Genomic DNA, 25,257 nt, shown 5'->3' on the forward strand with positions numbered 1-25,257 from the left:
GAAAGAGAATTCCCTGCTGTATTGGCGATAGTTCGTAAATATCTTGAATATTTTCGGTTTTCATATTAGTTCTTACTTTCTTTACGGTTGAGTTTATTCAAAAATTTATTCAGTTCTGTTTGAGACAAATTGATTTTTGGGAAGTCTAAAGATTTTTTCTCATTAACTCTAGCAGACTGAGAAGAATCACTCTTTTCGGTTATTACAGTTTTCTCTGTAGTCTGTAGAGCGCTAACTATCTTTGCCAAATCTGCAATTGTTGGATATTCAAATAGTTGATTAGGGTGAAGTTGCAAACCACTCTGGTTAGCTTTTAATGCCACTTGGAAGCTGAGAATAGAATCTCCACCTAGCTCGAAGAAGTTATCGTGAATGCCTACTTTTTCAATACCGAGTAGTTGTTGCCACAGATCGGCAAGAATTTGCTCAACGCGATCGCGGGGACTGACATAAGAATTACTTAAGTTAGGACGAGGGTAAAAGTGCTGAGTCGGAGTCACTTCAGCTTCTCTGTCGATCGCTTTAGCAGCACGGTGTTGTGCGATCGCAACTTGCAAGTCCCGTCCAGAAACAATAACTTGAGGTAAGCGATATCTGAGAATACGGTTAAACGCATCTATTCCTTCTTCAGCAGTAATGCCGTTTTTCTGATTTTCGGTATAAAACGGCTTTAGTTCTGCTGGTACTTCAGCTTGGAGAGCCATACCTATTTGTTGCCAGTTATCCCAGTCGATCGCGACAGTAAATGAGTTATGGTTAGCGGTGCGGTAGTGAGCGTAGGCATCTAAAAACGCATTGGCAGCTACGTAATCTACTGCATATCCACCAGAAATAGAACTGAGTGACGAGAACAGCGCCAAGAAATCTAGTGGCGTATCTTGAAAAATCGCTTCTAGCACCAAAACACCTTTCACTTTAGCAGCTAGAACTGATTCGACTGTTTCTAAGCTTCTAGACTCAATTTTCCCAGGTTTTGCTACTCCTGCTGCGTGAATGATGCCGTTAATCTGACCAAAACGATCGCGAGCCTGGTTTACGACTGCTTGCATTTGTTGGCGATCGCTGACATCGGCACTAAATACCAAAACTTCTGCACCCAGTTGCTCTAAAGTCTGAATTTGGCGAATCTGTTCGCTCACGCGATCGCTCTGTTCGTGAGCAGTTAACCATTGTTCCCACTGGTGGCGCTGAGGAAACTCCGAACGTCCGCAGAGAATCAATTTAGCTTTTAGTGTTCGTGCTAGGTGTTCTGCCATGACTAAGCCAATGCCACCCAATCCACCCGTAATTAAATAAACTCCACCTTTCATTAACTGGGGTGCGTCTTCTGCCTGAGTTTCCAGTCTGACGGGTTCAAAGGTTTGCACCCATCGATGTTTCCCACGATAAGCAATAATTTGGTTGGAGGATGAAGTAGAAAGTTCTGTCAATAATTGTTCTACGATCTCGTCTTGCCCAGTTGAAAAGATAATATCAACGCTACGGCAGCGAATGTTTGGGTATTCTAGAGGAATGGTTTTAATTGCTCCGAGTAAAGTCGCTTTTTCTGGAGAGATTATTTCTTCTCCCGTAACTGACTGAAGGTTATTGCTAATGACTGCAATTTCTAAATCGGTCAAACTTTGCTTTGATAAAGCTTGGACGAGAAACAGTAGAGAATAAAATCCTAGTTGTTGAACGCGATCGCCTGCTTCAATTTGATTTTGAGGTGTAATGCTCCACAGATGTAAAATCTTAGTTGGTATCCAATTTAAATTGAGCAATTCTTCAATTAAAGCGTTGTAGTCATCCCTACTTTCAGGATTAATTGTATAGCTCTTTTGACTTTGACAACTGCTCCGATCGCTAAATTGTTTGCCAATCCGCACCGCGATCGCTTCTTGTCCCTCACGCTCTAACTGCTGTAATATTTGCGTTCCTAAATCCGATTCATCTACAAATACTAACCAAGATTCAGATTGAGTTAATTTAACTTGAGATCGCATCGGCTGCGGTAATATCGAGCGTTTCCACGAGGGAATAGAAAACCAGTCAGCGATATCTTGCTTTTTACCTGATGCGACTTGAGATGTTTGACGGGTGTTTTGTTGCTTGGTTGCAGCTTGAGCTAGAAAAATATGTTCTCCCGAAGCTTTTTCAGGTAAAGTTACCTCAACAAACTTGCTGCTACGAAGTGCTTTTTGCCACTGTTCTTTAGATAAATAAGGATTTTCTAAACTAATAGATTCCTGTAAAGGATTTATCAATAAAGCCCAAGTTATGTCAAAATCTAATGTTGCTTGGGTTTTTTCCCAAATTAAAAGCACACCTTCAGGAGCTAATAGAGAACGAAGATTCTCTGAAATTGTTGCTATATTTTTCGCTGTATGGAGTGACTTAACAGCCACTATGACATCAAAACCACTTTGGGAAAATCCCTGTTCTGACAAAGGGCAATCGAGGTTTAAAGAGTGACATTCAACAAATGGATACTTGCTAAATTTCTGCTGAGCTTCATTGACAAAAGAACCGCTGATATCTGCAAAAGTATAGCTGGTTTGGGATACGGGTAATATAGGAATTAATTCCTCTGTAACGTAGCTCACCCCACTAGCAATTTCCAAAATCCTCAAATTCTTTTGCGGTAACAAAGAGCTTACTGCTTGTCCTAAAATAGCTTGTATTATCGCACTGTATTGAGCATGATAAGGAGATTTGAGACTGGTATTTTCTGCACGGTCAAATTCGTACAGCAAACCTTTAAAAAATTGCAATGGTTCTTGTTGACCAGTAATAACATCTGCTAGATTTTCGCCACATTGCCTAACTAAATCTAACATTTTAGGAGATGTCCAATTAACCCTGACTTTTTCTAAAAGATCTCGAACAGATTCACTCGAACATGGTGCGATATTAGTAAATTTCTCCCCCACTAGTTGTAACTGACCTCGATTTGCCAGCAATTGTAACCATCGAGCCAACAATGGTTGATAGCGAGGAATAATCTGACATTGTTTAGACAATTCTTCCAAGCTATATTGCTGTTCGAGATTGCTAAAAGCTCCATTCTGCCTTAAAGTCAGGTTAATATAAGCAGCGCATAGAGCGTCCAACAACTGCTGATTATTTAAATAAGTTTGGCGATCGCCTTCTCTTATTTCCTTACTAGCCCGAATACCAGTCTCTACCAAAGAGTGCCAAAGCTGTGGTGGTTCTGCTTTAGCTACCGATTGTGGCGGTTCGATCCAATAACGTTGACGCTCAAAAGGATAAGTGGGCAAAGGTAGGCGATCGCGTTTTTTGTGGGCATAAAATCCCGACCAATCTATCTGTACTCCAGCCAACCAAAGTTGTCCTAATGTATTCAACAAAAACCTAACATCGGATTGTTGCTCTTTAGGATGGCGTATGCTGTTCAACACAACTTGTTGAGGCTGCTTATCTGGATGCTGTTTGGCTAATTTACTTAAAGTTCTACCAGTGCCTACTTCTAAAAGAATGCGATCGCTTTGTTTAAATAACTCCTGTAAGCCTGCCGCAAAGCGTACTGTTTGCCGTAAATGAGCAGCCCAGTAAGCAGGGTTGGTAGCCTCCTCGGTAGTAATCCAAGTACCCGTAACATTAGAAATGTAGGGAATTTGTGGTGGACTGAGCTGAACTTGTTTGACCCGTGCTTGGAATGGTTCTAAGATTGGCTCCATCATCTGGGAATGGAAGGCATGGGAAGTGTGGAGACGACGGCAATCTATTCCTCGCTCGGCTAATTGGTCTTGTAGTGCTTCGATCGCCTCTGTCGTTCCTGAAACTACACAGTCAGATGTGCCGTTAATTACTGCTAGAGATAAGTTTTGACCCAGCAAGAGCTGTACCTCTGCTTCTGGTCGCGGGATCGCCAGCATACTTCCCGCTGGTAGTTGCTGCTGCATTAATTGACCCCGTGCTGTCACTAAAGCCAAGGCATCTTCTAGGGAGAACACCCCCGCAATACAAGCTGCTACATATTCCCCGATGCTGTGACCGATCGCCGCTACGGGTTTTACTCCCCAAGACATCCATAATTTAGCTAAAGCGTACTCGATGACAAACAGAGCTGGTTGAGTAATTGCTGTCTGCTGTAACTGTTGTGCTGCTCGTTCCGCTTCTGCTGCTATTGGGTACAAATACGATCGCAAATCAAATCCGAGCTGAGACTGAAGTAATTCACAACAGCGATCGCACTCTTGACGGAATACCCGCTCAGTCTGGTAGAGTTCTCGCGCCATATTGACGTATTGAGAACCTTGACCTGTAAACATAAACACCACAGGGCGATTCTTTGATGCTTGAACGTGAGTTAAAACTCTTTGGGGTGACTCCAGAGCGGCGATTGCATCCTCAATGTCTTCAACAATAACCATCCGACGGCGATCGAATACCCGACGACCAACTTGTAGGGTATAAGCGACATCAGCGAGGTTAACTTCTGGCTGCTGTTTTAAGTAATTAACTAAATTAGTAGTAGCAGTTTCTAATGCAGAACTAGTTTTAGCTGAAACAACCAAAATATGATATTTTCTCGCTGATAACTGATAACTGTTAACTGATAACTGTCTGGGGGGTGCTTCTTCTAAAATTACGTGGGCGTTTGTACCGCCAAACCCGAAGGAACTAACTCCAGCGCGACGAGGGCTGCCGTCGGTTTTCCATTCAAAAAGCTTGGTATTGACGTAAAATGGGCTATTGTCAAAATCAATCTGAGGATTAGGAGCGTCAAAATTAAGACTGGGAGGCAGCAATTGGCGATCGAGTGCCAGAACAGCTTTAATTAAACCTGTAATCCCCGCCGCAGCATCCAAATGCCCGACATTAGTTTTCACCGAGCCAATGGCACAAAAGCCTTTTTTATCGGTACTGGCTCGAAAAGCTTGGGTCAATGCAGCGATTTCAATCGGATCTCCTAAAGTAGTTCCTGTGCCGTGAGCTTCAATATAGGAAATGCTTTCTGGCTCTACTTCCGCCATAATTTGAGCGGATCGAATTACTTTAGCTTGACCTGCTTGACTGGGGGCTGTGTAACCAACTTTAACAGCACCATCATTATTGATCGCCGAACCTTTGATAACTCCGTAAATATAATCCCGATCTGCGATCGCATCTTCGAGACGCTTTAAAACCACCACCCCAATACCGTTACCGCCAATCGTACCATTTGCTCCAGCAGCAAAGGCTCGGCATCGTCCATCAGCAGAAGCAATTTCCCCTGGAGACAAGGTTGATTCGTTTTGAGGAACTTTAATAGAAACCCCAGCAGCTAAAGCTATCTCACATTCTCCACTAAGCAGACTTTGACACGCCAAATGAACTGCAACTAAGGAACTAGAACAAGCTGTACCGACACTAACACTAGGTCCAGTCAAGTTTAATTTGTAGGATACACGAGTGGGGAGGTAGTCTTTATCAACTCCTATTAGAGTGGGTACAAAACCCCTAGATTTTATTAAATCTTGGTTGGGGTTCAGGTTATAGAGCAAGTAAGTACTGATGCCTACTCCTGCATAAACTCCGATTGGTCTTGATTCTCGTTCGGAGTCATAGCCTGCATTTTCTAAAGCTTCCCAGGCACATTCTAAAAATAAGCGATGTTGAGGGTCTATCGCTTCTGCTTCTCTAGGGTTGAAGCCGAAGAATGAAGCATCAAATAATTCGACATCTTCGAGTATACCCCCTGCCGCGGTTGCTTGCCTGTGACTAGATTCAGGAAAAATTGAGGTTAATTCTTTTCCAGTTACGAGATTTTCCCAAAAGCTTTCAACATTTTTGCTATTGGGAAAGCGCCCTGAAATTCCGATTACAGCTATTTCTAAACCAGTTATTTCTCGTGTCATAATTATGCCATCTACCAAAAGTTTTCGGATAAATAAAATCCGTTTTAGGAAATAGGTATTTTTTTGTTTTGGCTCGAATATCAAAACCAATTACCAATTACCAATTACCAATTACCAATTATTAGTTTTTGATTTTTGTAATCTTTGTTTGAGGCGAGTTTTTCCGGCTGTCAGTTGTTTGACTAATTCTGGATTTTCTGCTTCTGGCACTGTTTCCTGGACTTGGTCTAAGTATTTGGCGAGGGAACGAATTGTGGGATATTTAAACAAATCGACTATAGATGTATAATGTTCTATTTCATTAGGTAAAGCAGTTTTGAGTTTGGTATAAACTTGCGCGATCGCTAGGGAGTTACCACCAATTTCAAAAAAGTTGCGATCGATGCCTACTTTTTCTAAGTTTAGTACTGTTTGCCAAACTGTAACGATAGTTTGTTCCAACTGATTCTGAGGCGGTGCATAGGCAATTTCAAATTCTTGCAGTAGAACTTCTGGATTGGGGAGCGCACGGCGATCGATTTTTCCATTAGCTGAGAGCGGTAAACTTTCCAGGTACATGAAAGCAGATGGAATCATATATTCTGGAAGTTTTTCTCGGAGAAAACACTGCAATTCGTGACAAAAAATTTCTTGGTGGACGACTGCATAAGCTACGAGCCGTTTCTCGTTTAATTGTTGACCTGCTACTACTACTACCGCTTTATCTACTGCGGGATGTTGAATTAATACTGACTCAATTTCCCCTAATTCAATCCGATATCCGCCAATTTTGACTTGCAAATCTTCTCGACCCAAAAATTCGATGTTGCCATCGGGAAGATAACGCCCCAGATCTCCCGTGCGATACAATCGCTCGCCAGTACGGGGATGGGTGATAAAGCTAGCTGCGGTTTTAGCTTCTTGTTGCCAGTAACCCAGAGCTAATCCAATTCCGCCGATGTAAAGCTCTCCTGCAACCCACACAGGACAGGGTTCTAGTAATTCATTGAGTACGTAAAAACGTTGGTTGACCATCGGACGACCGTAGGGGATGCTTTTCCAAGCTGGATCGACTGTTTCAATCGGATAGAGAATCGACCAGATCGATGCTTCCGTTGCCCCGCCCAAGCTGATGACTCGCACATCTTTTGCTAATGCTTGGATTTGTGCGGGTAAGGTGAGTGGTAGCCAATCTCCACTGAGTAAGACCAAACGCAGATTTGCTAAGACTTGAGAGTTGTCGGCTGCATAATCCACCATCATCTGCATGAGGGCTGGTACAGAGTTCCAGATGGTGACTTGGTGTTGCACGATCGCATTAGCCCAATGAGCAGGGTCGCGATCGCTACAACTGTCAGGAACTACAATTGTTCCCCCAGCCGCTAAAGTACCGAAAATGTCATAAACTGATAGGTCAAAACTGAGGGAAGATAAAGCCAATACGCGATCGCCTGGAGTAACGTGAAAACGTTGGTTGATATCGATGATGGTATTGACAACACCACGATGAGCGATCGTGACTCCTTTTGGAACTCCTGTAGAACCAGAAGTGTAGATGAGGTAAGCTAAATTGTCGGGGGTTTGGATCGGTTCTAATGGCTGTTTGCTTTCATTAGCTATATCTTGGTTATCTAAGCATATGACGATCTCTTTAGAGTCAGCCAGCTTTTCTTTGAGCCAAGATTGAGTTAAAACAATGCTGACCTGACTATTTTTGAGTAAATACTCTCTACGTTCTTGAGGTAAATTCGGATCGATCGGTACGTAGGCAGCTCCGGCAGCTAAAATGCCCATAACTGCTACTATTTGCTCCCATCCTTTTTCCATCACCACTGCTACTAGATGGTTAGCAGATACACCTAGCGATCGCAGCTTATGACCCACCTGATTCGATAGTTCGTGCAGTTCTTGGTAGGTTAGGTGGCGCTGGGAAGAAATGACCGCAGGTTCATTTTTCCTTGCTGCTACTTGTGTGGTAAATAAAGTGTGTAACATCTGTTCGGAAATCGGTGCAGCCGTGTCATTAACGAGCGATCGCTGCTCTAACTGGCTAGCAGGAAGCAGTTGTCTGTTAGTTTCTAGCCAGACAGCTTCCGAAGAGGCTAAATCCTTAAGCAACTGGCAATAAGCCCCAAACATATCCTGAATCAGTCCTGGGGGAAAGAGTTCTTCCACTACATCCCAGTTAAAGGTTAATTCTCCTTTTTCCTCCCAGACTTGCACGTCCATCCAGGCTTGAGAAGCTTGACTGATACCATAAACCAATTTACCAAAATGACTGAAGGTGGACGTTTCTTGACCGAGTGCATCTAAACCGAGGGTGCTGGTGAATACAATCGGAATTGCGCTAGGAGCAGTACCCTTTCGCCGCGCTAGTTCTCGCATCACCCTTACACCACTAAAGTAGCGGTGTTCCAAATCTTGCCATAGTTGTTGCTGCAAACGGAAAGCTCTTTGGGTGAATGGATCGGAATTGGAATTGTCTACTGAAAGTAGAGTGACAGAGATGAAGTCTCCCAGAAGATTGTTGACTTGGGTATGCAGTGATAAACGATTAAACAGAGCAAGACTAATCGTAAACTTAGGGTTCTTACTCCAAACTGTCAAAATTTCTGTAAAAGCAGCTAGTAACACTCCAGAAGGAGTTAAACCAGCTTGGGCTGCTTGCTGTTTCAACTGCTGCCATTGGGTTTGCTCCATTCGTCCAGCATAACGCTTGCACAAATGCTGTTTCAGTTCGCTAGGACGCTTTTCTAAAGGCAAGTCAGGAGCGGGGGGTAAGCTGTCGAGGCGACCTAACCAATAATTTTGCGATCGCTCGTACAATTGGATCTGTTGAATCTTTTGTTCTGTCAGTACATAATCGCGAAAGGAAATTTCTAACGGTTGCAATTCTAACTGGGGATTTTGATAGAGTTGAAACCACTCATCAAATAAACGAAACAAACTCCAAGCGTCAAATATTTGCAAATCGTAACTAATATGTAAGCGAAAACGTGCTTCATCTAACAAGGTGACGCAAAATTCAAACAAAGGAAAGCGATCTGCTGGTAAAACTTGATGAGACAAGCGATCGCGAATAATTTCTATTTCAGACTCGATCTCTTTTTGCTCTTTACCTCGTAAATCTAAAACTTCAATTTGATAGGGAGGAACTGTTTCTAAAATTTGCTGTTGTCCATCTGGTAGGACAATTGCCCTCAGCATATCATGGCGATCGATTAATTTTTGCAGTCCTGCATTCAATCTTTCTAAGTCTAAATTTTTCCCTTCAATTTCGTAGTAACCGTGATTGGCAACATTACCTAACTCAAATACACCACTGCGACCCATCCAAAAGGCGTGCTGCATATCAGTTAGGGGGAATGGTTCGTAGCGATTGTATGGTTCTGGGACAATGGTGGGTAAAGTTGTATGGTTAAGGCTATTTTGACGTAATAGCTCTAAAATTTCGGCTTTATGCTGAATTAATGAGTCACGCAATTCTGTAGTTAAGACTCCCTTGGGAGCATCGACAGCTAAAGAATCTCCATTAGCAGCTAGTTTTACACCTTGGTTAGAGAGCGCGTTCAAAAGTAAATGTAAATTCATGATTTAGTCAAATATTGGTTTTCTCGATTGACTTAAATTTACAAACTCAATGTTTCTCGTTCCGATTCGCGATCGCTATTTACTGACTGAGAGATGACTAGATTGCTGAGAGTTAGTCGTTCTAATATCAGCTGACTCAGATTAGTTAAATTATTGTTGCCAAAGAAACTTTCAATCGGTATTCTGATTTCTAAGTCTGCTTCGATGCGACTTCTCAAAGAGAATGCCATTAAGGAATCAAGCCACGTTATTAAAGGGCGATCGCGAGCAATTTCTTCAGGTAAAAGCTGTAGAGAATTGGAGAGCCATTCAATTAAATATTCTATTACTATTTGCTCTCGTTTTTCGGGTGGAACAGCTAAAATTTTTGTTTTTGATAGTTTTTGTTCCGTGCGATCGCTTTTTTCTATTTGCTGTTGCTGTAGTTGGATACTAGTATCACGGGTAGTAATTGGAGGTGCTGGTGCTGTCCCCAAGGCGACATCTCCCCAACGCATTATTGTTGCTGCTGCGGTGGCTGATGCACCGTTAGTATAGACGAGAACTAAACTGTTTTCTCTAATCTTCTGTTCTTTAACCGCATGGTAAAGATTGGCGAGGGGAAAAACGGCTCCGATGTTGGCGTAGTAAGGATAAAGATTAATAGTGCGTTCTGGTTCGATACCTAAAGCTCTAGTGCAGACGTTTGCATACCAAGCCGTAGGAGTACTAAAAGCAAAAAAATCGATCTCTGCTAAACTGACTCCTGCTCTATCCGCAGCTTCTTGGCAGCAAGTACGAACAAAATCGACGGCTGTTTCTGCTAAACTGCTAGCATTTTCTCCCGTTTGCGTTATTATTCGCGGTTTACCTATTTCGTCAATCTCTAGACTGTGAGAGTATGCACCGTAGGTAGCAGATGTAGAAACTATTTTGTTAGCTAAAATTCCTTGGTTTGGTTTGAGTCGTTCGACGACAAAAGCTCCCGCACCATCCCCCATCGACCAAGCAAGCGTATCTCGTTCTCGAACAGTATTCGAGCCAAACTGCGAGACAACTACTAAGGCATTACCGTACTCTCCGGTCTGGATTAAAGCGCAGGCGTTTTGCAGCGCTACCAAAGCACTAGAGCAAGTTGATTCGAGATTCCATGCAGGACAATTTAACCCTAATTTTCGAGCTAGCTCAGTGGTATTGTCCATCCCCAGGCGATCGGCAAACAGGGAAGCTACAATCGCCACCTCTACTTTTTCAACTGACAATTTTGCTGCTGCTAACGCCTCCGTTGCTGCTTGACATTGTATTGCTAAAGAAGATTCATTCTCACCCAGTACTCGCCGTTCTACATTACCTCGAAACGGGTCAGACAAATAGGGTGCAACCTCTTGCGACCAAAGAGTGAAACCATCATCCTCGTTACTAGATATAATCGAGCTTCTTTTGTTTCTTTTTAGCTCTGGATGCAACATCTCAGGATATTTTTGTTGCCAATAATCGTTAGTACGGATAATGCTAGGAAAGCTAACAGCTAGGGAACGGATACCTATTGGCACTGTTGTAGTAGACATATTAAAACTTATTACTTGATTCAAATTACTGCGATCGCACTGGCTACAGCATAGGTAGCAGTATGACTAATACTTAATAACCATTGCTCGATCCCCAGTTTTGTTGCTATTTCTTGACACCGACCGAGCAAGATTACTGAAGGTTGACCTGTTGGCAATCTGGGAATTTCAATATCGAGCCAAAAATCCACTCGATTATTGTTTTTATTTACAACTGTTGCAATTGCTTTTTTAGCAGCTAAACGACCAGCTAAGTATTGAATTTGCCTTTCTCCAGTCTCGGGAATGTTACATTCTATACTTGTGTAGTGTTGCTTGATGAAATGCTCTCCTTCTCTTTTTAAAAGGTTTTTGAATGGTTGAATCTCTAATACTTGCAGGCTATGATTCAGCGGTTTGAAATCTTGAGATTCCTTCGCCTCTAAACCAATACAGTTAGGATAAGACTCGATCCCCCCAACCCCCCTTAAAAAGGGGGGCATTGTTCCACTGATAGGGGGCATTGTTCCAGCGATAAAAAGGGGAGGCATTGTTCCACTGATAGGGGGCATTGTTCCAGCAATAAAAAAGGGAGGCTTGTTCCACTGACAGAGGGCATTATTCCCCCCTTTTTAAGGGGGGCTAGGGGGGATCTTCGAGGCTCTAAAACTTTCGCTCGAACCGTATCAACCCTTAAACTTCTTAAATCACTTTCATACATAGCAGCACCCTAACTAAATGGTTGAGTCGAATGAAATTAATTGTCAATGCTTAAACTATTCCGTTTTGCCTCAGTAATTAATCCTTAACAACCAAATTATTCAACATAGTATTCATCTTGTTGATAGACTCAATATACTCATGTTGAGGAACTGATTCGGCAACAATTCCTGCCCCTGCATTCAAATGAATACGATCGCCATACTGATAAACAGAGCGAATTGCGATCGCTAAATCTGCTTCTCCCTGGCTGTTTACCCAACCAATACTACCAGCATAAATTCCTCTCGGTTCTGTTTCGAGGCGATCGATCCACTCTAGGGCTTTTTCTTTATTAATTCCCGATACTGTAATCCCTGGAAACAAGACTTTTAAAGCATCCCAAAGAGTATGATCTGCCTTGAGTTGACCCCCGACTCTCGATGACAGGTGTTGCACGCAACGATACTGTTTAACCTCCATAAAGTTTAAAATTTGCACCGTTTCTGGCACGCAAACAGCAGCAATTTCATCTTGTGCTAGCCAAACCGAAAGAGAATGTTCTTTCACTTCTTTGGCATCAGTAAATAACTCGTTGTTAAATTTAATATCTTCCTCAATACTGACACCACGGGGTCTAGTTCCTGCTAAGGGGTTGGTGATAACAAAACCATCTCGTACTTCCATCAAAGTTTCGGGACTAAAACCCACCGCACCAACATCTCCTAGATTTAAACAATAAGAACGAGCAGAGTTATTGGTTTTAGTACCGAGAACATAAGTTCCTAAAATATCTAGTTTTCCCGATAATTTAACGGAGCGAGAAATAATCGCTTTATGCAAACGAGCATTTTTAATTGCTTCAATTAAGGTACTAACACAGTTTTGATACTGTTCGCGATCGCTTTCGTTAATATTGAAAATTGTTGCCTGATAATTTGGTAATTGGGACTCGATAAATAGTTGTCTTCTGACCAAATCTAATGACTGAGTGGTTTTAATTCGTACTCCTTGTTTGGTAAAGTGCAACTCGGTTTCAGGAATTAAAAAATGACATAAAGACTGCTGGCTGACTTTGGCATAAGAAGAATAAAAACGTGCTAGATCGAAAGCCGTATAGCCATACGCTGTCCAATCTTCAATCGGTAATGAGTTTAAAAGTGTCTCTACCTGTTTAAAGGGATCGCTGACTGCTTCTACAGAGGATTTTCCCGCACCCTCAAGTAATATCTTATCTTGAGTAACGACAACTTTAGCCAGTTCACCCCCAGCAATGCGAACTTCGTTTTTTCCTTCATACATGACATATTGAGTAAAAATGCCAGCTTGTAGGAGATTGTTGAGAACTACAATCGCTTCCCTTTGACCAGGAACAAAAGTTTCTCGATATTTAATTGCGGTTTTAAATTCTATTACCATTAGCTTGTCATTTAATTGATAATTAAGCGGTTAAATCAGTTATCAGTTATCATTAATTGAGTTCGGGTAAATGATTTAACTGTTAACTGGTTGCTGTTAACTGTTCGCTGTTAATAAATCGAACTGCTTTTGTTTCAACAAAAGACGGTGAATTTTTCCTGTAGAGGTACGAGGTAAACTCTCCACAAAGTAAATCTGTTTGGGAGTTTTAAAATGAGGTAAATGCTGTTTGGCAAACTGACGAATATCTTTTTCAATCTCAATACTAGGCTGTTGTGCAGATTTTAAGCTGATATAGGCAACAATCTCCGTCAGGCGATCGCCGCCGTTATATTCTGGTGTTATTGCAACTTCCAACACTTGTTGATGCTGATGCAAAACTTCTTCTATTTCTAAAGGCGATATCCACTGACCGTTAACTTTAAATAAATCATCGCCTCGTCCCATGAACCAGAAAAAACCATCGCGATCGCGTTTATATTTATCTCCAGTTCGCATCATGTTTCCGTAGATAGCTTGGCGCGTTTTTTGTAGTTGATTCCAGTAACCCAACATGAGGCTTTCACCTCTCACCTCTAGTTCGCCAATTTCGTCAACTCCACAGGGAAGACCTCGTTCATTAACAACTCGAATATCATAGCCAGGGATGGGACAACCAGAACTTCCTGGTTTAGATTCTCCCAAGCGATTAGAGAGAAATATATGCAAAAACTCTGTAGTTCCTATTCCTTCACAAATTTCTAAACCATGCACCTGCGTCCATTCTTGCCAAATACTTTTCGGTAGTTGTTCGGCTGCGGACACACATAAGCGCAGCGATGATGAATCCAAAGCAGCAATTTCTTTTAACTCTAAGATTTTGGCATAGACACTAGGTATGCCGAAAAATACTGTCGGTCGATAGCGTTGAATATCGTCGATAATATCAAAAGCATTGTTAGCATCAGATAACACTGAAGTTGCACCGATCGCTAATGGAAAATAAAGACTGTTACCCAAACCATAGGCAAAAGCGATATTGGCAACAGAATAGAAAATATCTTTTTCATTTAAGCTCAGGATAGCTTCAGCGTATTGTTTGACGCAAACTAATACACTCTGATGAGCGTGAATTACCCCTTTCGGTTGTCCCGTACTACCAGAAGTGTAGAGCCAAAAAGCTGCTTCATCGGGTGATGTTGGCGCACAAGTTGTTAGTTCTGGGCAATCTTCAAGTAAAGATAAAAATGGTCGATCGCCATCAATAAGTAATACCTGACGTAAATAATCTGATGAACAAGGAGATAGTTTTTCTTGCCATGCTTGACTAGTTAGTAAAATTTTGAGGCGAGAATCTTGGAGAATGTAGTTAATTTCTGCTAAAGAGCAAGCAGGATTAATTGGTACGGGTATAGCACCTAGCCAAATTGCTCCGAGAAAAAATATCGCTGATTCCACCCGATTTGGTAATAATATACCAACCCGATTTTCTCTTTCTATACCAAGCTCAATCAGTAATTTAGCACTACGTCTGACGAGACTATTTAACTGCGAATAAGTATAAGTCTTATCGCGATCGCAAAATGCTATTTTTACTCCATTTCCTCGCTCTAAATTGCTCTCAAGCAAATAGGCAGCAATGTTAAAAGTATCGGGTCGTTGTTCGCGAATCTTACTCATTGAAATCTTTTAAGTCTTATAGGTCTGTAGAGAGAGCTAAAACGTTGACCACCACGCAATCTTGCCACTTCCACCAGTCAACTAACCACTGTTGAATACACAGTCTTTGAGCTTGATTTTTTGCCCGTCCGTGCAAACAAACTGCTGGCTGTTCTTGGGTGAGGTCTGCTTCAATTTCATTCCAGTCGATTCCCACTAAACCAATACCTAAAGCTTTGCCTACGGCTTCTTTGATGGCAAAACAGAGTGCATAAGCGCAATTTGGGGAAAGCGCCACGCGATCGCAATTACTCAGTGACTGACAATAGTTTTGTTCTTGGGGAGTAAATATCATTGTTAAGGTTTCGCGATCGTAGCGATCGATTAACCTAGCAATCCTGGGTATGGATGCAATGTCAACGCCAATCCCTTTAATTTGAGTTTTTTTGGCAGTTTTTTTGGCAAGGTCTTAATACTAATCGTATTCATTAACCTATTCCCACTAGATAAAATAATTCTCAACAATCGAGTCTGAATTTAGTTCTGAGTTTCCATCTGTTTTGACATGGCTGACTCGATTAAAGTACAGACCTCAGCTAAACTCTTGTCCTGACGAGTTTCTAATTTAACCTTAATTCCCAGTCTGCGTTTTAATGCCAGAGAAATTTCAATCGTTTCCGTCGAATCTAGCTGCAAATCCCGATGAAGCAAAGCATTAGGATGTATTAACTCTGCTGGAATTCCCAGATTTTTGAGTATGTCCTCAAGATTGCTCATCGCTTTTACAGTATCCATTGGATGAAATAACCTCCAACCTCAACCTCAACAATTTCTTACAGCTAGCAATTAACAGTTATCTTTTTGATACTGTTCTGCTAACTACGGTAGTTGTTTCAAACTCAGACTTTGTTGAGAATTAGTCTTAATAAACTTACAATCCAGATAGTACCATCTTTAACTGGAAAACAGCAGTCGCTCCGATTAAGATATTTTGTGATTTTCTCAAGAGTTATTAAAAATTTTTATCATTAACTGAGAACCAGAAGCTAGGAGTCAAGCCAATTGGCAAACGAGCGAATATTAATAGATCGATCAAAGTTGAAAAAAACTTGCAATAAGTTTAAAGTGGTTTTTATTCTTACCGTAATCAATTGCGACTATCCTTGCTTATTGGCTTATTTTTAGGGGCGATCGCTCTGCTGCTGTGTCTGATTGCCAGCGTTGCCTATGGCGCGGCTGACATTCCTTTAAACACTGTATTTGCTGCACTGACCAATTTTGACGGTTCAGCTAACCACTCGATCGTTCGGACGGTAAGGCTACCGCGATCGCTTGTTGCCATCTTGGTAGGATCTGCCCTCGCTGTTGCCGGAGCAATTATGCAAGGGCTAACGCGCAATCCTCTAGCCGATCCAGCCATCTTAGGTATAGAAGCAGGTGCATCCTTAGCAGTAGTCACGACGATTTCTCTATTTGGTAGTTCTTCGGTAAATACTTACACTGGATTTGCCTTTATTGGTGCAGGGCTGGCGGCGATCGCGGTTTATTGGCTAGCTTCTCTCGGTCGCGGCGGATTATCTCCCCTAAATCTCACAATTGTGGGCGCTGCTCTCACGGCTTTATTCTATTCATTCACTACAGGCATCCTGATTGTTAGCCAACGCACGCTAGACGAAATCCGGTTCTGGCTAGCTGGGTCAATTGCTGGCAGAGACTTCAGTATGTTAATCCAAGTGCTGCCATACATCTCGATCGGACTAGTAATCGCATTTGCCTTGAGCAGACAAATTACAGTTCTGAATTTAGGCGAGGATGTAGCGAAAGGTTTGGGGCAAAATACTCTATGGGTAAAAGCGATCGCTGCCGTAAGTGTAGTGCTATTAGCAGGCAGTGCTGTGGCGATCGCCGGACCGATTGGGTTTGTTGGTTTGGTAGTACCTCACATCGTCCGCTTTGTCGTTGGTGTAGATTACCGCTGGATTCTCCCCTATGCGGCAATTGTAGGAGCGATTTTATTGCTCTTAGCCGACCTAGCCAGTCGCGTACTCCTAGCACCGCAAGAATTACCTGTGGGCGTGATGACTGCTTTAGTCGGCGCTCCCTTTTTCCTCTATCTGGCACGATCGAAGGTAAAACGATGAATCAAGGCTGGCTAGTTATCCGTTCTCGCTGCCTAGGCATATCCTTCCGTGTCGATCGGCGAGTACCAGTAGTACTGTTGGCACTAGCGATCGTCACGCTAGCCGCGATGGTTGTGAGTATCGGACAAGGCGAATACCCAATTCCGCCGCTAGAGGTTGTAAAAACTATACTCGGTTGGGACAATCCCGACTATGCTTTCATTATTAATACACTGCGACTGCCTAGAACTTTAGTTGCTTTCTTGGTAGGAGTGGGGCTAGCGATCTCTGGGACGATTTTGCAAGGGCTAACGCGCAATCCTCTAGCCGACCCTAGTATTATTGGCTTTACCGCTGGTGCTAGTCTAGCGGCTGTAAGTTTAATTGTACTGTTACCGTCAGCGCCGATGTATCTCCTGCCTTGGAGTGCTTTTGGTGGTGCTGTAGTTGTTGCCTTACTAATTTACTTATTGGCTTGGGATCGAGGCAGTTCTCCCATCCGATTAATTTTGATTGGGATTGGACTAGAGGCGGTCGCCTCGGCTTTCACTGACTTGATGGTAGCGTTTGGGGAAATTAATAGTGTCAGTCAAGCTTCAGTGTGGCTGGCAGGTAGCGTCTATGGACGTAGTTGGGAACACGTAGCCGCCATCCTCCCTTGGCTGATTGTTTTAGTACCGCTAGCGTTGATGCTGGCACAGCAGCTCAACATCCTGAACTTGGGTGATGACGTTGCCAGAGGTTTAGGAAGTGCAGTAGAGTGGCAGCGTGGCTTGCTGTTACTGACTAGCGTTGCTTTGGCTGGGGTAGCAGTGGCAACCGCTGGCACAATTGCTTTTGTCGGCTTAATTGCGCCGCATCTGGGGCGAATGCTGGTAGGATCTTCCCATGAAGGGTTGATGCCAACCGCAGCCATGATGGGAGGTGCAATCGTGGTACTAGCAGATTTAGTAGGGCGATCGCTGTTTGCCCCGATCGAACTCCCCTGCGGTATTATCACCACTGCTGTGGGTGCGCCCTATTTTCTCTATCTGTTGTATCGAAATCGTCATGGGCGATCTTGCTGATGGTTACTCGCTCTCATGCTTTAGGTCTGTGACTCTCATCGGTAGATTGAGCCGCAGCTGCGTCAGCCCTTAATTTTCCAGCAGATGATTGCCACCGATGAAGACCGAAATCGATAGTTCCTACACCTTAACAACCCGTAAACTAACCCTGTCCTACGACAAAAACTCGGTCGTAGCGAGTCTCGACCTCGCCATTCCAACTGGACAAATGACTGCGCTGGTCGGTCCTAACGGCTGTGGCAAGTCTACCCTGCTGCGGGGACTGGCTCGCTTACTGAAGCCGCAAAGTGGTACGGTATATCTTGACGGCAAGGCGATCGCCCAGCTTCCCACAAAAGAAGTCGCCAAGCGGATTGGCATCCTTCCTCAAAGCCCATCCGCACCAGAGGGATTAACGGTGAGAGAATTAATTGCTCAAGGGCGCTACCCGCATCAAACTTGGCTGCAACAGTGGTCGCAGGAAGACGAACAGATGCTTAAAGAGGCGATCGCCATGACTCATTTAGCACCTTTTGCCGAGCGACCGCTTGATACTCTCTCCGGCGGACAGCGACAGCGTGCCTGGATTGCCATGACCTTAGCTCAAAACACAGATATTTTGCTACTAGATGAACCGACTACTTTTCTTGACCTTGCCCATCAAATTGAAGTCCTCGATTTACTCTACGATCTCAACCGCGATCGTGGACGAACGATTGTCATGGTCTTACACGATCTCAATTTAGCCTGTCGCTATGCAGACAATCTGATCGCCTTGCGCGACGGGCAGGTGTTTGCCCAAGGCACAGCCACACAGGTAATGACAGAAACGATGCTGCGAGAGGTGTTTGGGCTAGAAAGTAAGATTGTGGCAGACCCTGTAGCTGGAACGCCGATGTGCATTCCCATAGGACGTAAAGTTATTGTCAGGCAGTCACAGGCGAAGCAAAGCACTCAATGAAGCAATCGATCGAAACTCTACAACCAATGTTGACTCCGATCCGCACCACGAACAATCGCAAGACGCTCCCACTCTCCATAAATCGCAGACGAGCGCATTCAAGCGGTTCACCTTCGCTTCAGCTTCGGCTGCGGTGCGTCCTAGTCCATTCCTTTCCAGAGGACACTTGTATACGTTCCAAAACTCAATCAAATTCTGCGGCACTATATAAATTTGCTCACTGCGCTGCCGCAGTCTGTTAATGGCATTTACAGCATCCGTATTCATTGGATGGTTTGGATCGACGCTCCGTAGAAGCAGGTTTGTATCTGCAAGGAAAGGCATTTAGCCTCTTTCTCCATAGATACTTTCTCGGCTGATAGCTTCATCAGAAAGGGGAGGAAGATTCAACCCCCGATGACTCTCTACCCATTCACGAAAGGCACTTACCCACTCCTGGGGGGTTGCAGTCTCATAGAAGGGGCGCTCCTCGGGTTCAAGAAGCTGCTCGAGCATTGTATCAAGATGCGGCTTAATCTGCTGGGCAGGGCGGTTTGCAATCTTCACCAAAATCTGGACGATCGCCTCCAAATCTTCCTTGTGTGCTTGTTTGAAAGAAGGGGGTAAAGCCATAGCATCATCACCCGTGTATGTTGCTCGTGAACCACTAGCACAAACTGTGCAGCAGTGCTCTGTTTGTAATAACAGAGATTGTTATTTTCTGTTATTTTACTTATCCTATAGCTTAAGGGTGCTGCACCAAAAGGGGGGATGTGACCAAAATTAGATGTTCTGTTTAATTCAAGATTTTTCTTGCTCTGCGAAGGATGCCAAATACTTAAAAGAACAAAAATGGGAATTCATCAGTCTGCTATAGTCAATGGCACAAATACTTTCATTGCAATGGTTTCGGTTTTTTACATCAGATTCAGGTCACACCCCTCTTGGCTTTCCGTCCTTCCAACTCCAGCGTGATACCGAGCTGTTTGGCATCTTGCTCGCACAGTCGGCTGCGGCTAAACCCCTGTCGGGCAAGCAGGGTTTGGTTCCAACTCATCAAGTTGCGGGCAAATTGCCCTTGGGAGCTAGTTGCCCACTTCAAGGCTGTGGCTTCCTCTAGGGTGAGCTGGCGAGGTTTGCCAGGGGCATACTCCACCCGTGCTTGTTGCCAGGTCGTCCATCCCATACCCAAAGACCAACCCAGTCCCCCTGCTACCAAAATCAGTACAGCTCCAGCAGCAATGGAAATGGCATTAATGGAGTGCAAAAACTTGTCAATGGCAGCTTTTTGGATCAGCGCCTGCACCGATTGGGCGATCGCCTTCTCTTGAGCTTTGAGTGCTGCTCGTTCGTAGTGCTCCTCCAGTCCTTCTCGGTAGTTTTGCAGTTGCGCGTGAATGCCTTGAGTCCATTGGTCGAACAAAGCTTCTAGCTCTTTGGGAGATTCCTCCAGCAGCAACTCTAATCGCCCCGTGGCGATCAGCAGCAGAAAAGCTGGGTCTTCGGGATCGAGTCCGGTTTGGATGACAATTTCGTAGACCTTGGCTTTGAACGACTCATCTTTTCCCCGCAGGGCTAAAGCCAGGATCGTGCGATCGAGCTGCTTACGCCGTCGTTCGTAGAGCAATCGCTTCCTTTTACGTCGGTCAACCGCTTCACGGGTCATTCCATTAGGGATAACGGATACTGAAGCCTTATTAGATATTTGAGCAGTGGGTGGCTCAATTGCAGCGTTTGTATCTGTTTCGTCCAATAACTCAGATATGTCCTCGTCGTCCAACTCATCGTCTGTAAATTCGTTTTCATCATCAACTTGCGGCTTGGTTACCATAGATCGAATTCTGTTTACTTACTGTAATTAGTTACTTGCCACTCACAACGGCTTGGGCATCAGTAGCTGAAGTTTCAGCGGTTGCAGCAGCTAAAGTGCTTAATTTAGAGGACTTAGAAGCAGACCGAGTAGACTTCACTGGCTTACTCCACACTTCGGTTTGGTCAATGTTTGCATACGCTTCTTTGAGAAACTTATGGATGCGCTGTAACCCTAAAACTCCCAATTCATTGAGTCCCCTCGCTTGGGCAAATGAGATCCGATATTCATCGATATAGTCTCGCTCTCGGTAGCTGAATTTGGGCAAATCGATCGCTTTAATATTGTATTTACTCATCAGGTCTTTGAGTTCTTTACGCTCGAAAACGTGCGACCAATCGTCTTGCAGTCCCAGGTTACGAACCAGGATATGCCGAATTTTTCCTTCATAGCAAATTTCAATTGAGTAGATGAAAGTAGAAAAAGGAGAAAAGCCTAGTAAAACTAACAGATGAAGCCATACTCAACAGATTTACGCCGGAAAATTATCGAAGTTAAGCACAAGACAAATGAATCAACTAGTCAGCTAGCCGCTCGATTTGGGGTAAGTTACAGTTTTGTTAGTCGGCTTTTAAAACGCTATGAAGCTTATTCAAGCGTAGAACCCAATCCTCATGGAGGAGGGAAACCTCCCTTACTCAACTCTCAACAAATAGATATACTGAGTCAATTAGTAGAAGAAGATAACGATGCTACCTTACAGCAGTTAAGCGTTCAATTAACCGAAAAAATTGGGATAGAAGTAAGTATTCCAACTATTTGCCGCCTTTTACAGAGATTGGAATTAACTAGGAAAAAAAAGACTCTTCATGCTCATGAAGCCGTATCCGAACGAGTACAAAGATGGAGAAGCCAGTATTGGACAACCATTGGAGAAGTTCCCCTCAAAGATTTGGTTTTTATTGATGAAACTGGGGTCAATCTAGCTATGACTCGTCGTTATGCCAGAGCGAAAAAAGGTCAGCGAGCTGATAGTAATTCTCCTTATAATCGCGGCAAAAATGTCACCACGATCGGAGCAATTGCTACAACAGGATTTTTCGCTCCTTTCACATTTGAAGGATGGACAGATAAAGAAGCATTTCTTGCTTATGTAACGCAAGTACTTGTACCTAAGCTTTGGGCTGGAGCTTGTGTAGTGATGGATAATTTACCCGCTCACAAAGCCATAAAAGTTAGAAAAGCTATTGAATCTGTTGGAGCCAAAGTGAAATTCTTGTCTCCTTATTCTCCTGATTTTAACCCGATTGAAAACGGTTGGTCAAAACTCAAAGAATTTTTACGCTCTACTGATGCTCGGACTTGTAAAGAACTCGACTCTTCTATTAGTGAAGCCATTAATCTAATCACGAATAAAGGTATAATCGGCTGGTTTACTCACTGCTGTTATTATGTTCCACCCAATTGAAAATTGCTATAACCCTCTTTAATCACTTTAAAGAAGGAAAAATCTAACTCTAAATTGAGATTGCCTATCCCGTGTGACTTTCAAGCTTGATTTTCTAATATCTGACTTCATTTAGAGCATTTTAGAAGAAATCCTTCTGTAGAGCAGGTTTCAGAATTTACTCTCACCAATGTGATTAAAGAGGGTTAAGCAGCAGCGTGAAACGTTTGATCGACTTTATCCGAGGTGGAAATTGCCTGTCGATCGTTAACTTAGCGTCTATCAAAAACAGGCTAACCGTTAGCTGGAAAAATTCAGTGCTGCATCATGGATGTATAGCTCTATCCAGACACAAAAATCCATGACAGATAGAAATCAATACCTGTTGGAATTGGCAAAGCGCAATGTCAAAGCCTATATCGTCAATCCGAAAACTAAAGCTGCAATGGTTGCAGGCTCAGTCGCAGAAGGTCTGGGTGACGAATACTCGGATTGTGACATGAGTATTTATTATGACGAATTGCCCTCAGAAGAAGAATTAAAGCTTGCACGTCAACAGAATCAGGGTTCAGAGCGACTTTGGGTTTTGGGCGATCAAAAAGAGGGCGGGTTTGCCGAGAGTTATTTGGTGAACGGTGTCGAGTGCCAATTTGGTCATGTGACGGTCGCGCAATGGAAGAAGGATATTTCAAATATTTTAGAAGGGCATGATATTCAATCTCCATTGGTGAAAGCTATGTCTGGAACATTAGTCGGAATTCCACTCTACGGCGAACCACTCATCCAGCAATGGAAAGCCAGAATTGCGAATTATCCAGATGGGCTGGTGCAGAAGATGGTTGAGCATTATCTCAAGTTCTTTGCAATTTGGGGAATGCAGGAACGGTTGGCTAAGCGAGATACAACACTTTGGTATTATCAAATCCTAGTTGAGTCAGCCCAAAACCTTCTCGGTGTGTTGTCTGGCTTAAATCGTTTGTATTATTCCACATTCCAATTCAAGCGGATGAGCAGGTTTATTGAGCAGATGGAGATTGCGCCTGAGAATCTTGCTGCTCGCCTCGAAAACTTGTTTCATCAAGAACCCTCTGTAGCGGTCAATCAACTTGAAGCATCGGTTCAAGAAACTGTAGAGCTTGTGGAGATTCATATGCCTCAAGTGGATACTTCATCAGCGAAACGGAGATTAGGGTGGAGACAGCAACCCTGGAAACTTGGTGAGTCAGATCGGTGAGAAATTCTAGCTAACAATCGCGCTGTACCGGAACGTCACAGCAAACTTGGTTGAGTTGCGAGGGTTATCTGTGTCCAGTCAGCGCAAACATTAGGCTGCTTAGATCCTCGGTTGGAGCAAAACACACCCATCCCTAATTAAGCTAGGCTAATAATTAAATAGTCTTTGTCGCCTATGCCCCTGTCTGAGTTACTTCCTGCTGTCAGTCAACTATCTCACCAAGATAAGCTACGCCTCATCCATTTTCTTCTGCTGGCGGTAGCAAAAGAAGACGGTTGTGAGCTAGAAGCAACTAATAGTCAATCCCAAGAAGGAGTGCTACTAATGCAGTTAGCATCTACTGAAGCGGTTGTATGGTCGCCCTACGAAGCACACGAAGCGGCTCAAACACTTTCAGAGCTTTTAGTAGCGGCAAGGCAAGCAGGCGATGCTTGACGGCAAGCGATTTCCTTTTATCGAGCGTACCAATAGTTTTGGTCTATCTAGCACCTTGCCTTATCTTGCGATCGCGTTGACCTACAGAGATCGGTCTTTTGAGGCTATGGCTTTGCTAGACACAGGCGCAAGTGTCAACGTGTTGCCTTACGATATCGGTTTGCAATTAGGAGTAGTCTGGGAAGAGCAGACAGTTCCAATCCAGTTGAGCGGTAATCTAGCCCAGATGGAGGCGCGAGGCTTGGTGTTATCAGCCACAGTTGCCGAGTTTCCCTCTGTTTTGCTGGCTTTTGCTTGGACACAATCCAGAGAAGCTCCGTTAATTCTGGGTCACATGAATTTCTTTGCGGAGTTTGATGTGTGTTTTTATCGTGCCGATCTTGCTTTTGAGTTGCGTCCAAGAACAAAATAGCGCGATCGTGCAGCCAGCAGCCCAACACTACCCTCTATGCGGACGGTACGGAGGTTGTCGGTGAAAGGTCGAGGCTACCTGCCGCCGCACAACTCTACCGTTAACGAGTAAATTATTGTCAATTAAACAATCGAGCTACTTTGAGAAAAGCTGGCAGCATGACTTTTGTGCTTGCACCCTGTTTTAGCTCAACCTCCAGTTCAAACAACCAGATCGCAGCAGTAGTCAAGGCTTTGATAAAAGCGGCTGCAACATCCTTTTTGAGGTAGTAGAGCCGATTGGGATTGCCAATTCCACATAATTGGGCAATTTCTGCATCTTTCCGTCATACTCGGTCTTTGAGGACACTTTTCACCCATAACCAAGTCCGAAATTGGGTCTGGAGCGTAGCAACGAGCGCTAGTGGCACTTGGGTACGAGACAAAAGGTCATGAGTTAATTGGACGACCCTAGTTGAATCGCCACATCTGACTGCTTCTGCCAATTGAAAACTGGTTTGAGTATGGCAAGGGACTAAAGCCTCTACTTCCGATTGACTTAGGGATTTGCCTTGAGCGTAGATCGTTAGCTTGTTTAGCTCTGATGCTGCCCTGGCGGAGTCGTTACCGATCGCCAGAGCCAAGTAAGTGACGACTGGCTTAGACAGCGACAGCTTCATGGCTTTGGATCGCGCTGCAATCGATTGAGCGATTAGGTCAGTGCGCCAAGGTGGGAGTAAGGGATATTCTTTCAATTGCCCGTGTTTGAGTAGGAATTTAGCAATTTTCAGCCGTTTGTCTAATGAGGCGGCGGTGAATACCAGTTTGGTGTTTGGTGGTAAGTGGGGAAGGCATTGCAATAGCTCGAACTGCTGCTCCCCAAACTGACCGACAGAATTGAAATTGCAGTCTTCGACTACTACCACTTTTAGGCGATCGGCAACGGCTGGCGTGCGAGCTGCATTTAAGGCTTCGTCGAGTTGCGTCGGGCTGAAGGTATGATAAGTAGTTAGACAAAATTAATTACATACTTTTTTCCAAATTCTCTGAGAATTCTTTCAACAGATGCGACAAAAGTTTCCCAACTATAGTAAGCATCTATTTCAATCCATTGATACTTGATAAATCGCCACAAAATCT

Annotated in this window: 19 protein-coding genes and 1 pseudogene; 7 read left to right on the plus strand and 13 right to left on the minus strand. The window is 43.7% G+C overall.

Annotation, left to right across the window (positions count from 1 at the left end; genetic code table 11):
- Positions 1-65: 65 nt before the first annotated feature.
- From ACRC32_RS27225 to ACRC32_RS27260, 8 genes are all read right to left on the minus strand, one after another.
- A complete protein-coding gene (locus tag ACRC32_RS27225; protein ID WP_438556912.1) occupies positions 66-5,843 on the minus strand; it encodes an SDR family NAD(P)-dependent oxidoreductase in 5,778 nt (1,925 codons plus the stop codon).
- Positions 5,844-5,954: 111 nt separating this feature from the next.
- On the minus strand, positions 5,955-9,413 hold the full coding sequence (locus tag ACRC32_RS27230) for an amino acid adenylation domain-containing protein (RefSeq protein WP_438556913.1): 3,459 nt from the start codon (positions 9,411-9,413) through the stop codon (positions 5,955-5,957).
- A gap of 38 nt (positions 9,414-9,451) precedes the next feature.
- Positions 9,452-10,960: a 3-oxoacyl-[acyl-carrier-protein] synthase III C-terminal domain-containing protein gene (locus ACRC32_RS27235; protein ID WP_438556914.1), complete on the minus strand. Its 1,509-nt coding sequence runs from the start codon at positions 10,958-10,960 to the stop codon at positions 9,452-9,454.
- Between the two features lie 20 nt (positions 10,961-10,980).
- Positions 10,981-11,442, minus strand: coding sequence for a holo-ACP synthase (locus ACRC32_RS27240; protein WP_438556915.1), 462 nt, complete (start codon positions 11,440-11,442; stop codon positions 10,981-10,983).
- Positions 11,443-11,737: 295 nt separating this feature from the next.
- Positions 11,738-13,057, minus strand: a complete 1,320-nt coding sequence (locus ACRC32_RS27245; protein ID WP_438556916.1) for a salicylate synthase — start codon at positions 13,055-13,057, stop codon at positions 11,738-11,740.
- 96 nt (positions 13,058-13,153) lie between these two features.
- Positions 13,154-14,716 carry a benzoate-CoA ligase family protein gene (locus ACRC32_RS27250; RefSeq protein WP_438556917.1) on the minus strand — a complete coding sequence of 521 codons (1,563 nt, stop codon included), beginning with the start codon at positions 14,714-14,716 and terminating at the stop codon, positions 13,154-13,156.
- A 16-nt stretch (positions 14,717-14,732) separates the two neighbouring features.
- Positions 14,733-15,131 carry a holo-ACP synthase gene (locus ACRC32_RS27255; RefSeq protein WP_438556930.1) on the minus strand — a complete coding sequence of 133 codons (399 nt, stop codon included), beginning with the start codon at positions 15,129-15,131 and terminating at the stop codon, positions 14,733-14,735.
- Between the two features lie 101 nt (positions 15,132-15,232).
- Positions 15,233-15,490, minus strand: coding sequence for an acyl carrier protein (locus tag ACRC32_RS27260; RefSeq protein ID WP_438556918.1), 258 nt, complete (start codon positions 15,488-15,490; stop codon positions 15,233-15,235).
- A 356-nt stretch (positions 15,491-15,846) separates the two neighbouring features.
- Here ACRC32_RS27260 and ACRC32_RS27265 point away from each other — a divergent pair, with 356 nt between their 5' ends.
- From ACRC32_RS27265 to ACRC32_RS27275, 3 genes are all read left to right on the plus strand, one after another.
- On the plus strand, positions 15,847-16,836 hold the full coding sequence (locus ACRC32_RS27265) for a FecCD family ABC transporter permease (protein ID WP_438556919.1): 990 nt from the start codon (positions 15,847-15,849) through the stop codon (positions 16,834-16,836).
- The gene (locus ACRC32_RS27270; RefSeq protein WP_438556920.1) at positions 16,833-17,882 is read left to right on the plus strand and encodes a FecCD family ABC transporter permease; all 1,050 of its coding nucleotides are present in this window, start codon (positions 16,833-16,835) and stop codon (positions 17,880-17,882) included. The genes ACRC32_RS27265 and ACRC32_RS27270 overlap by 4 nt, the downstream gene beginning before the upstream one ends.
- A 97-nt stretch (positions 17,883-17,979) precedes the next feature.
- Positions 17,980-18,822, plus strand: coding sequence for an ABC transporter ATP-binding protein (locus ACRC32_RS27275; protein ID WP_438556921.1), 843 nt, complete (start codon positions 17,980-17,982; stop codon positions 18,820-18,822).
- On the opposite strand, the gene ACRC32_RS27280 is transcribed toward ACRC32_RS27275, so the two are convergent.
- The 4 genes from ACRC32_RS27280 to ACRC32_RS27295 all read right to left on the minus strand — a co-directional run bounded on the left by ACRC32_RS27280 (position 18,796) and on the right by ACRC32_RS27295 (position 20,969).
- Positions 18,796-19,146 (minus strand): type II toxin-antitoxin system VapC family toxin, encoded by a 351-nt coding sequence (locus tag ACRC32_RS27280; RefSeq protein WP_438556922.1) that lies wholly within the window; start codon positions 19,144-19,146, stop codon positions 18,796-18,798. The two genes, ACRC32_RS27275 and ACRC32_RS27280, sit on opposite strands and share 27 nt — an antisense overlap.
- The gene (locus ACRC32_RS27285; protein ID WP_438556923.1) at positions 19,147-19,434 is read right to left on the minus strand and encodes a hypothetical protein; all 288 of its coding nucleotides are present in this window, start codon (positions 19,432-19,434) and stop codon (positions 19,147-19,149) included.
- Between the two features lie 295 nt (positions 19,435-19,729).
- Positions 19,730-20,632, minus strand: a complete 903-nt coding sequence (locus ACRC32_RS27290; protein ID WP_438556924.1) for a DUF6753 family protein — start codon at positions 20,630-20,632, stop codon at positions 19,730-19,732.
- A gap of 31 nt (positions 20,633-20,663) precedes the next feature.
- Entirely contained in the window at positions 20,664-20,969 is a 306-nt protein-coding gene (locus ACRC32_RS27295; protein ID WP_438556925.1) for a hypothetical protein, read from the minus strand.
- A 153-nt stretch (positions 20,970-21,122) separates the two neighbouring features.
- Between ACRC32_RS27295 and ACRC32_RS27300 the strand changes: the two genes are divergently transcribed.
- The 4 genes from ACRC32_RS27300 (at position 21,123) to ACRC32_RS27315 (ending at position 24,139) form a co-directional block, all read left to right on the plus strand.
- A complete protein-coding gene (locus ACRC32_RS27300; protein ID WP_438556926.1) occupies positions 21,123-22,079 on the plus strand; it encodes an IS630 family transposase in 957 nt (318 codons plus the stop codon).
- A gap of 310 nt (positions 22,080-22,389) precedes the next feature.
- Entirely contained in the window at positions 22,390-23,292 is a 903-nt protein-coding gene (locus ACRC32_RS27305; RefSeq protein WP_438556927.1) for a hypothetical protein, read from the plus strand.
- Positions 23,293-23,466: 174 nt separating this feature from the next.
- Positions 23,467-23,727, plus strand: a complete 261-nt coding sequence (locus ACRC32_RS27310) for a hypothetical protein (RefSeq protein ID WP_438556928.1) — start codon at positions 23,467-23,469, stop codon at positions 23,725-23,727.
- The gene (locus ACRC32_RS27315) at positions 23,720-24,139 is read left to right on the plus strand and encodes a retroviral-like aspartic protease (RefSeq protein WP_438556929.1); all 420 of its coding nucleotides are present in this window, start codon (positions 23,720-23,722) and stop codon (positions 24,137-24,139) included. The genes ACRC32_RS27310 and ACRC32_RS27315 overlap by 8 nt, the downstream gene beginning before the upstream one ends.
- A gap of 325 nt (positions 24,140-24,464) precedes the next feature.
- On the opposite strand, the pseudogene holA reads toward ACRC32_RS27315, so the two are convergent.
- Positions 24,465-25,109 (minus strand): annotated as a pseudogene (gene holA / locus ACRC32_RS27320) (DNA polymerase III subunit delta); the annotation flags it as partial.
- Positions 25,110-25,257 lie beyond the last annotated feature (148 nt).

Source organism: Chroococcidiopsis sp. (assembly GCF_051657925.1).
GTDB lineage: Bacteria > Cyanobacteriota > Cyanobacteriia > Cyanobacteriales > Chroococcidiopsidaceae > Chroococcidiopsis.

What these genes read in the sequence shown, in the direction of transcription:
- ACRC32_RS27225 (WP_438556912.1), bottom strand. Translation starts at nt 5,843, where the DNA reads ATGACACGAGAAATAACTGGTTTAGAAATAGCTGTAATCGGAATTTCA.
- ACRC32_RS27230 (WP_438556913.1), bottom strand. Translation starts at nt 9,413, where the DNA reads ATGAATTTACATTTACTTTTGAACGCGCTCTCTAACCAAGGTGTAAAA.
- ACRC32_RS27235 (WP_438556914.1), bottom strand. Translation starts at nt 10,960, where the DNA reads ATGTCTACTACAACAGTGCCAATAGGTATCCGTTCCCTAGCTGTTAGC.
- ACRC32_RS27240 (WP_438556915.1), bottom strand. Translation starts at nt 11,442, where the DNA reads ATGCCCCCCTTTTTAAGGGGGGTTGGGGGGATCGAGTCTTATCCTAAC.
- ACRC32_RS27245 (WP_438556916.1), bottom strand. Translation starts at nt 13,057, where the DNA reads ATGGTAATAGAATTTAAAACCGCAATTAAATATCGAGAAACTTTTGTT.
- ACRC32_RS27250 (WP_438556917.1), bottom strand. Translation starts at nt 14,716, where the DNA reads ATGAGTAAGATTCGCGAACAACGACCCGATACTTTTAACATTGCTGCC.
- ACRC32_RS27260 (WP_438556918.1), bottom strand. Translation starts at nt 15,490, where the DNA reads ATGGATACTGTAAAAGCGATGAGCAATCTTGAGGACATACTCAAAAAT.
- ACRC32_RS27270 (WP_438556920.1), top strand. Translation starts at nt 16,833, where the DNA reads ATGAATCAAGGCTGGCTAGTTATCCGTTCTCGCTGCCTAGGCATATCC.
- ACRC32_RS27275 (WP_438556921.1), top strand. Translation starts at nt 17,980, where the DNA reads ATGAAGACCGAAATCGATAGTTCCTACACCTTAACAACCCGTAAACTA.
- ACRC32_RS27280 (WP_438556922.1), bottom strand. Translation starts at nt 19,146, where the DNA reads ATGCCTTTCCTTGCAGATACAAACCTGCTTCTACGGAGCGTCGATCCA.
- ACRC32_RS27285 (WP_438556923.1), bottom strand. Translation starts at nt 19,434, where the DNA reads ATGGCTTTACCCCCTTCTTTCAAACAAGCACACAAGGAAGATTTGGAG.
- ACRC32_RS27290 (WP_438556924.1), bottom strand. Translation starts at nt 20,632, where the DNA reads ATGGTAACCAAGCCGCAAGTTGATGATGAAAACGAATTTACAGACGAT.
- ACRC32_RS27295 (WP_438556925.1), bottom strand. Translation starts at nt 20,969, where the DNA reads ATGAGTAAATACAATATTAAAGCGATCGATTTGCCCAAATTCAGCTAC.
- ACRC32_RS27300 (WP_438556926.1), top strand. Translation starts at nt 21,123, where the DNA reads ATGAAGCCATACTCAACAGATTTACGCCGGAAAATTATCGAAGTTAAG.
- ACRC32_RS27305 (WP_438556927.1), top strand. Translation starts at nt 22,390, where the DNA reads ATGTATAGCTCTATCCAGACACAAAAATCCATGACAGATAGAAATCAA.
- ACRC32_RS27310 (WP_438556928.1), top strand. Translation starts at nt 23,467, where the DNA reads ATGCCCCTGTCTGAGTTACTTCCTGCTGTCAGTCAACTATCTCACCAA.
- ACRC32_RS27315 (WP_438556929.1), top strand. Translation starts at nt 23,720, where the DNA reads ATGCTTGACGGCAAGCGATTTCCTTTTATCGAGCGTACCAATAGTTTT.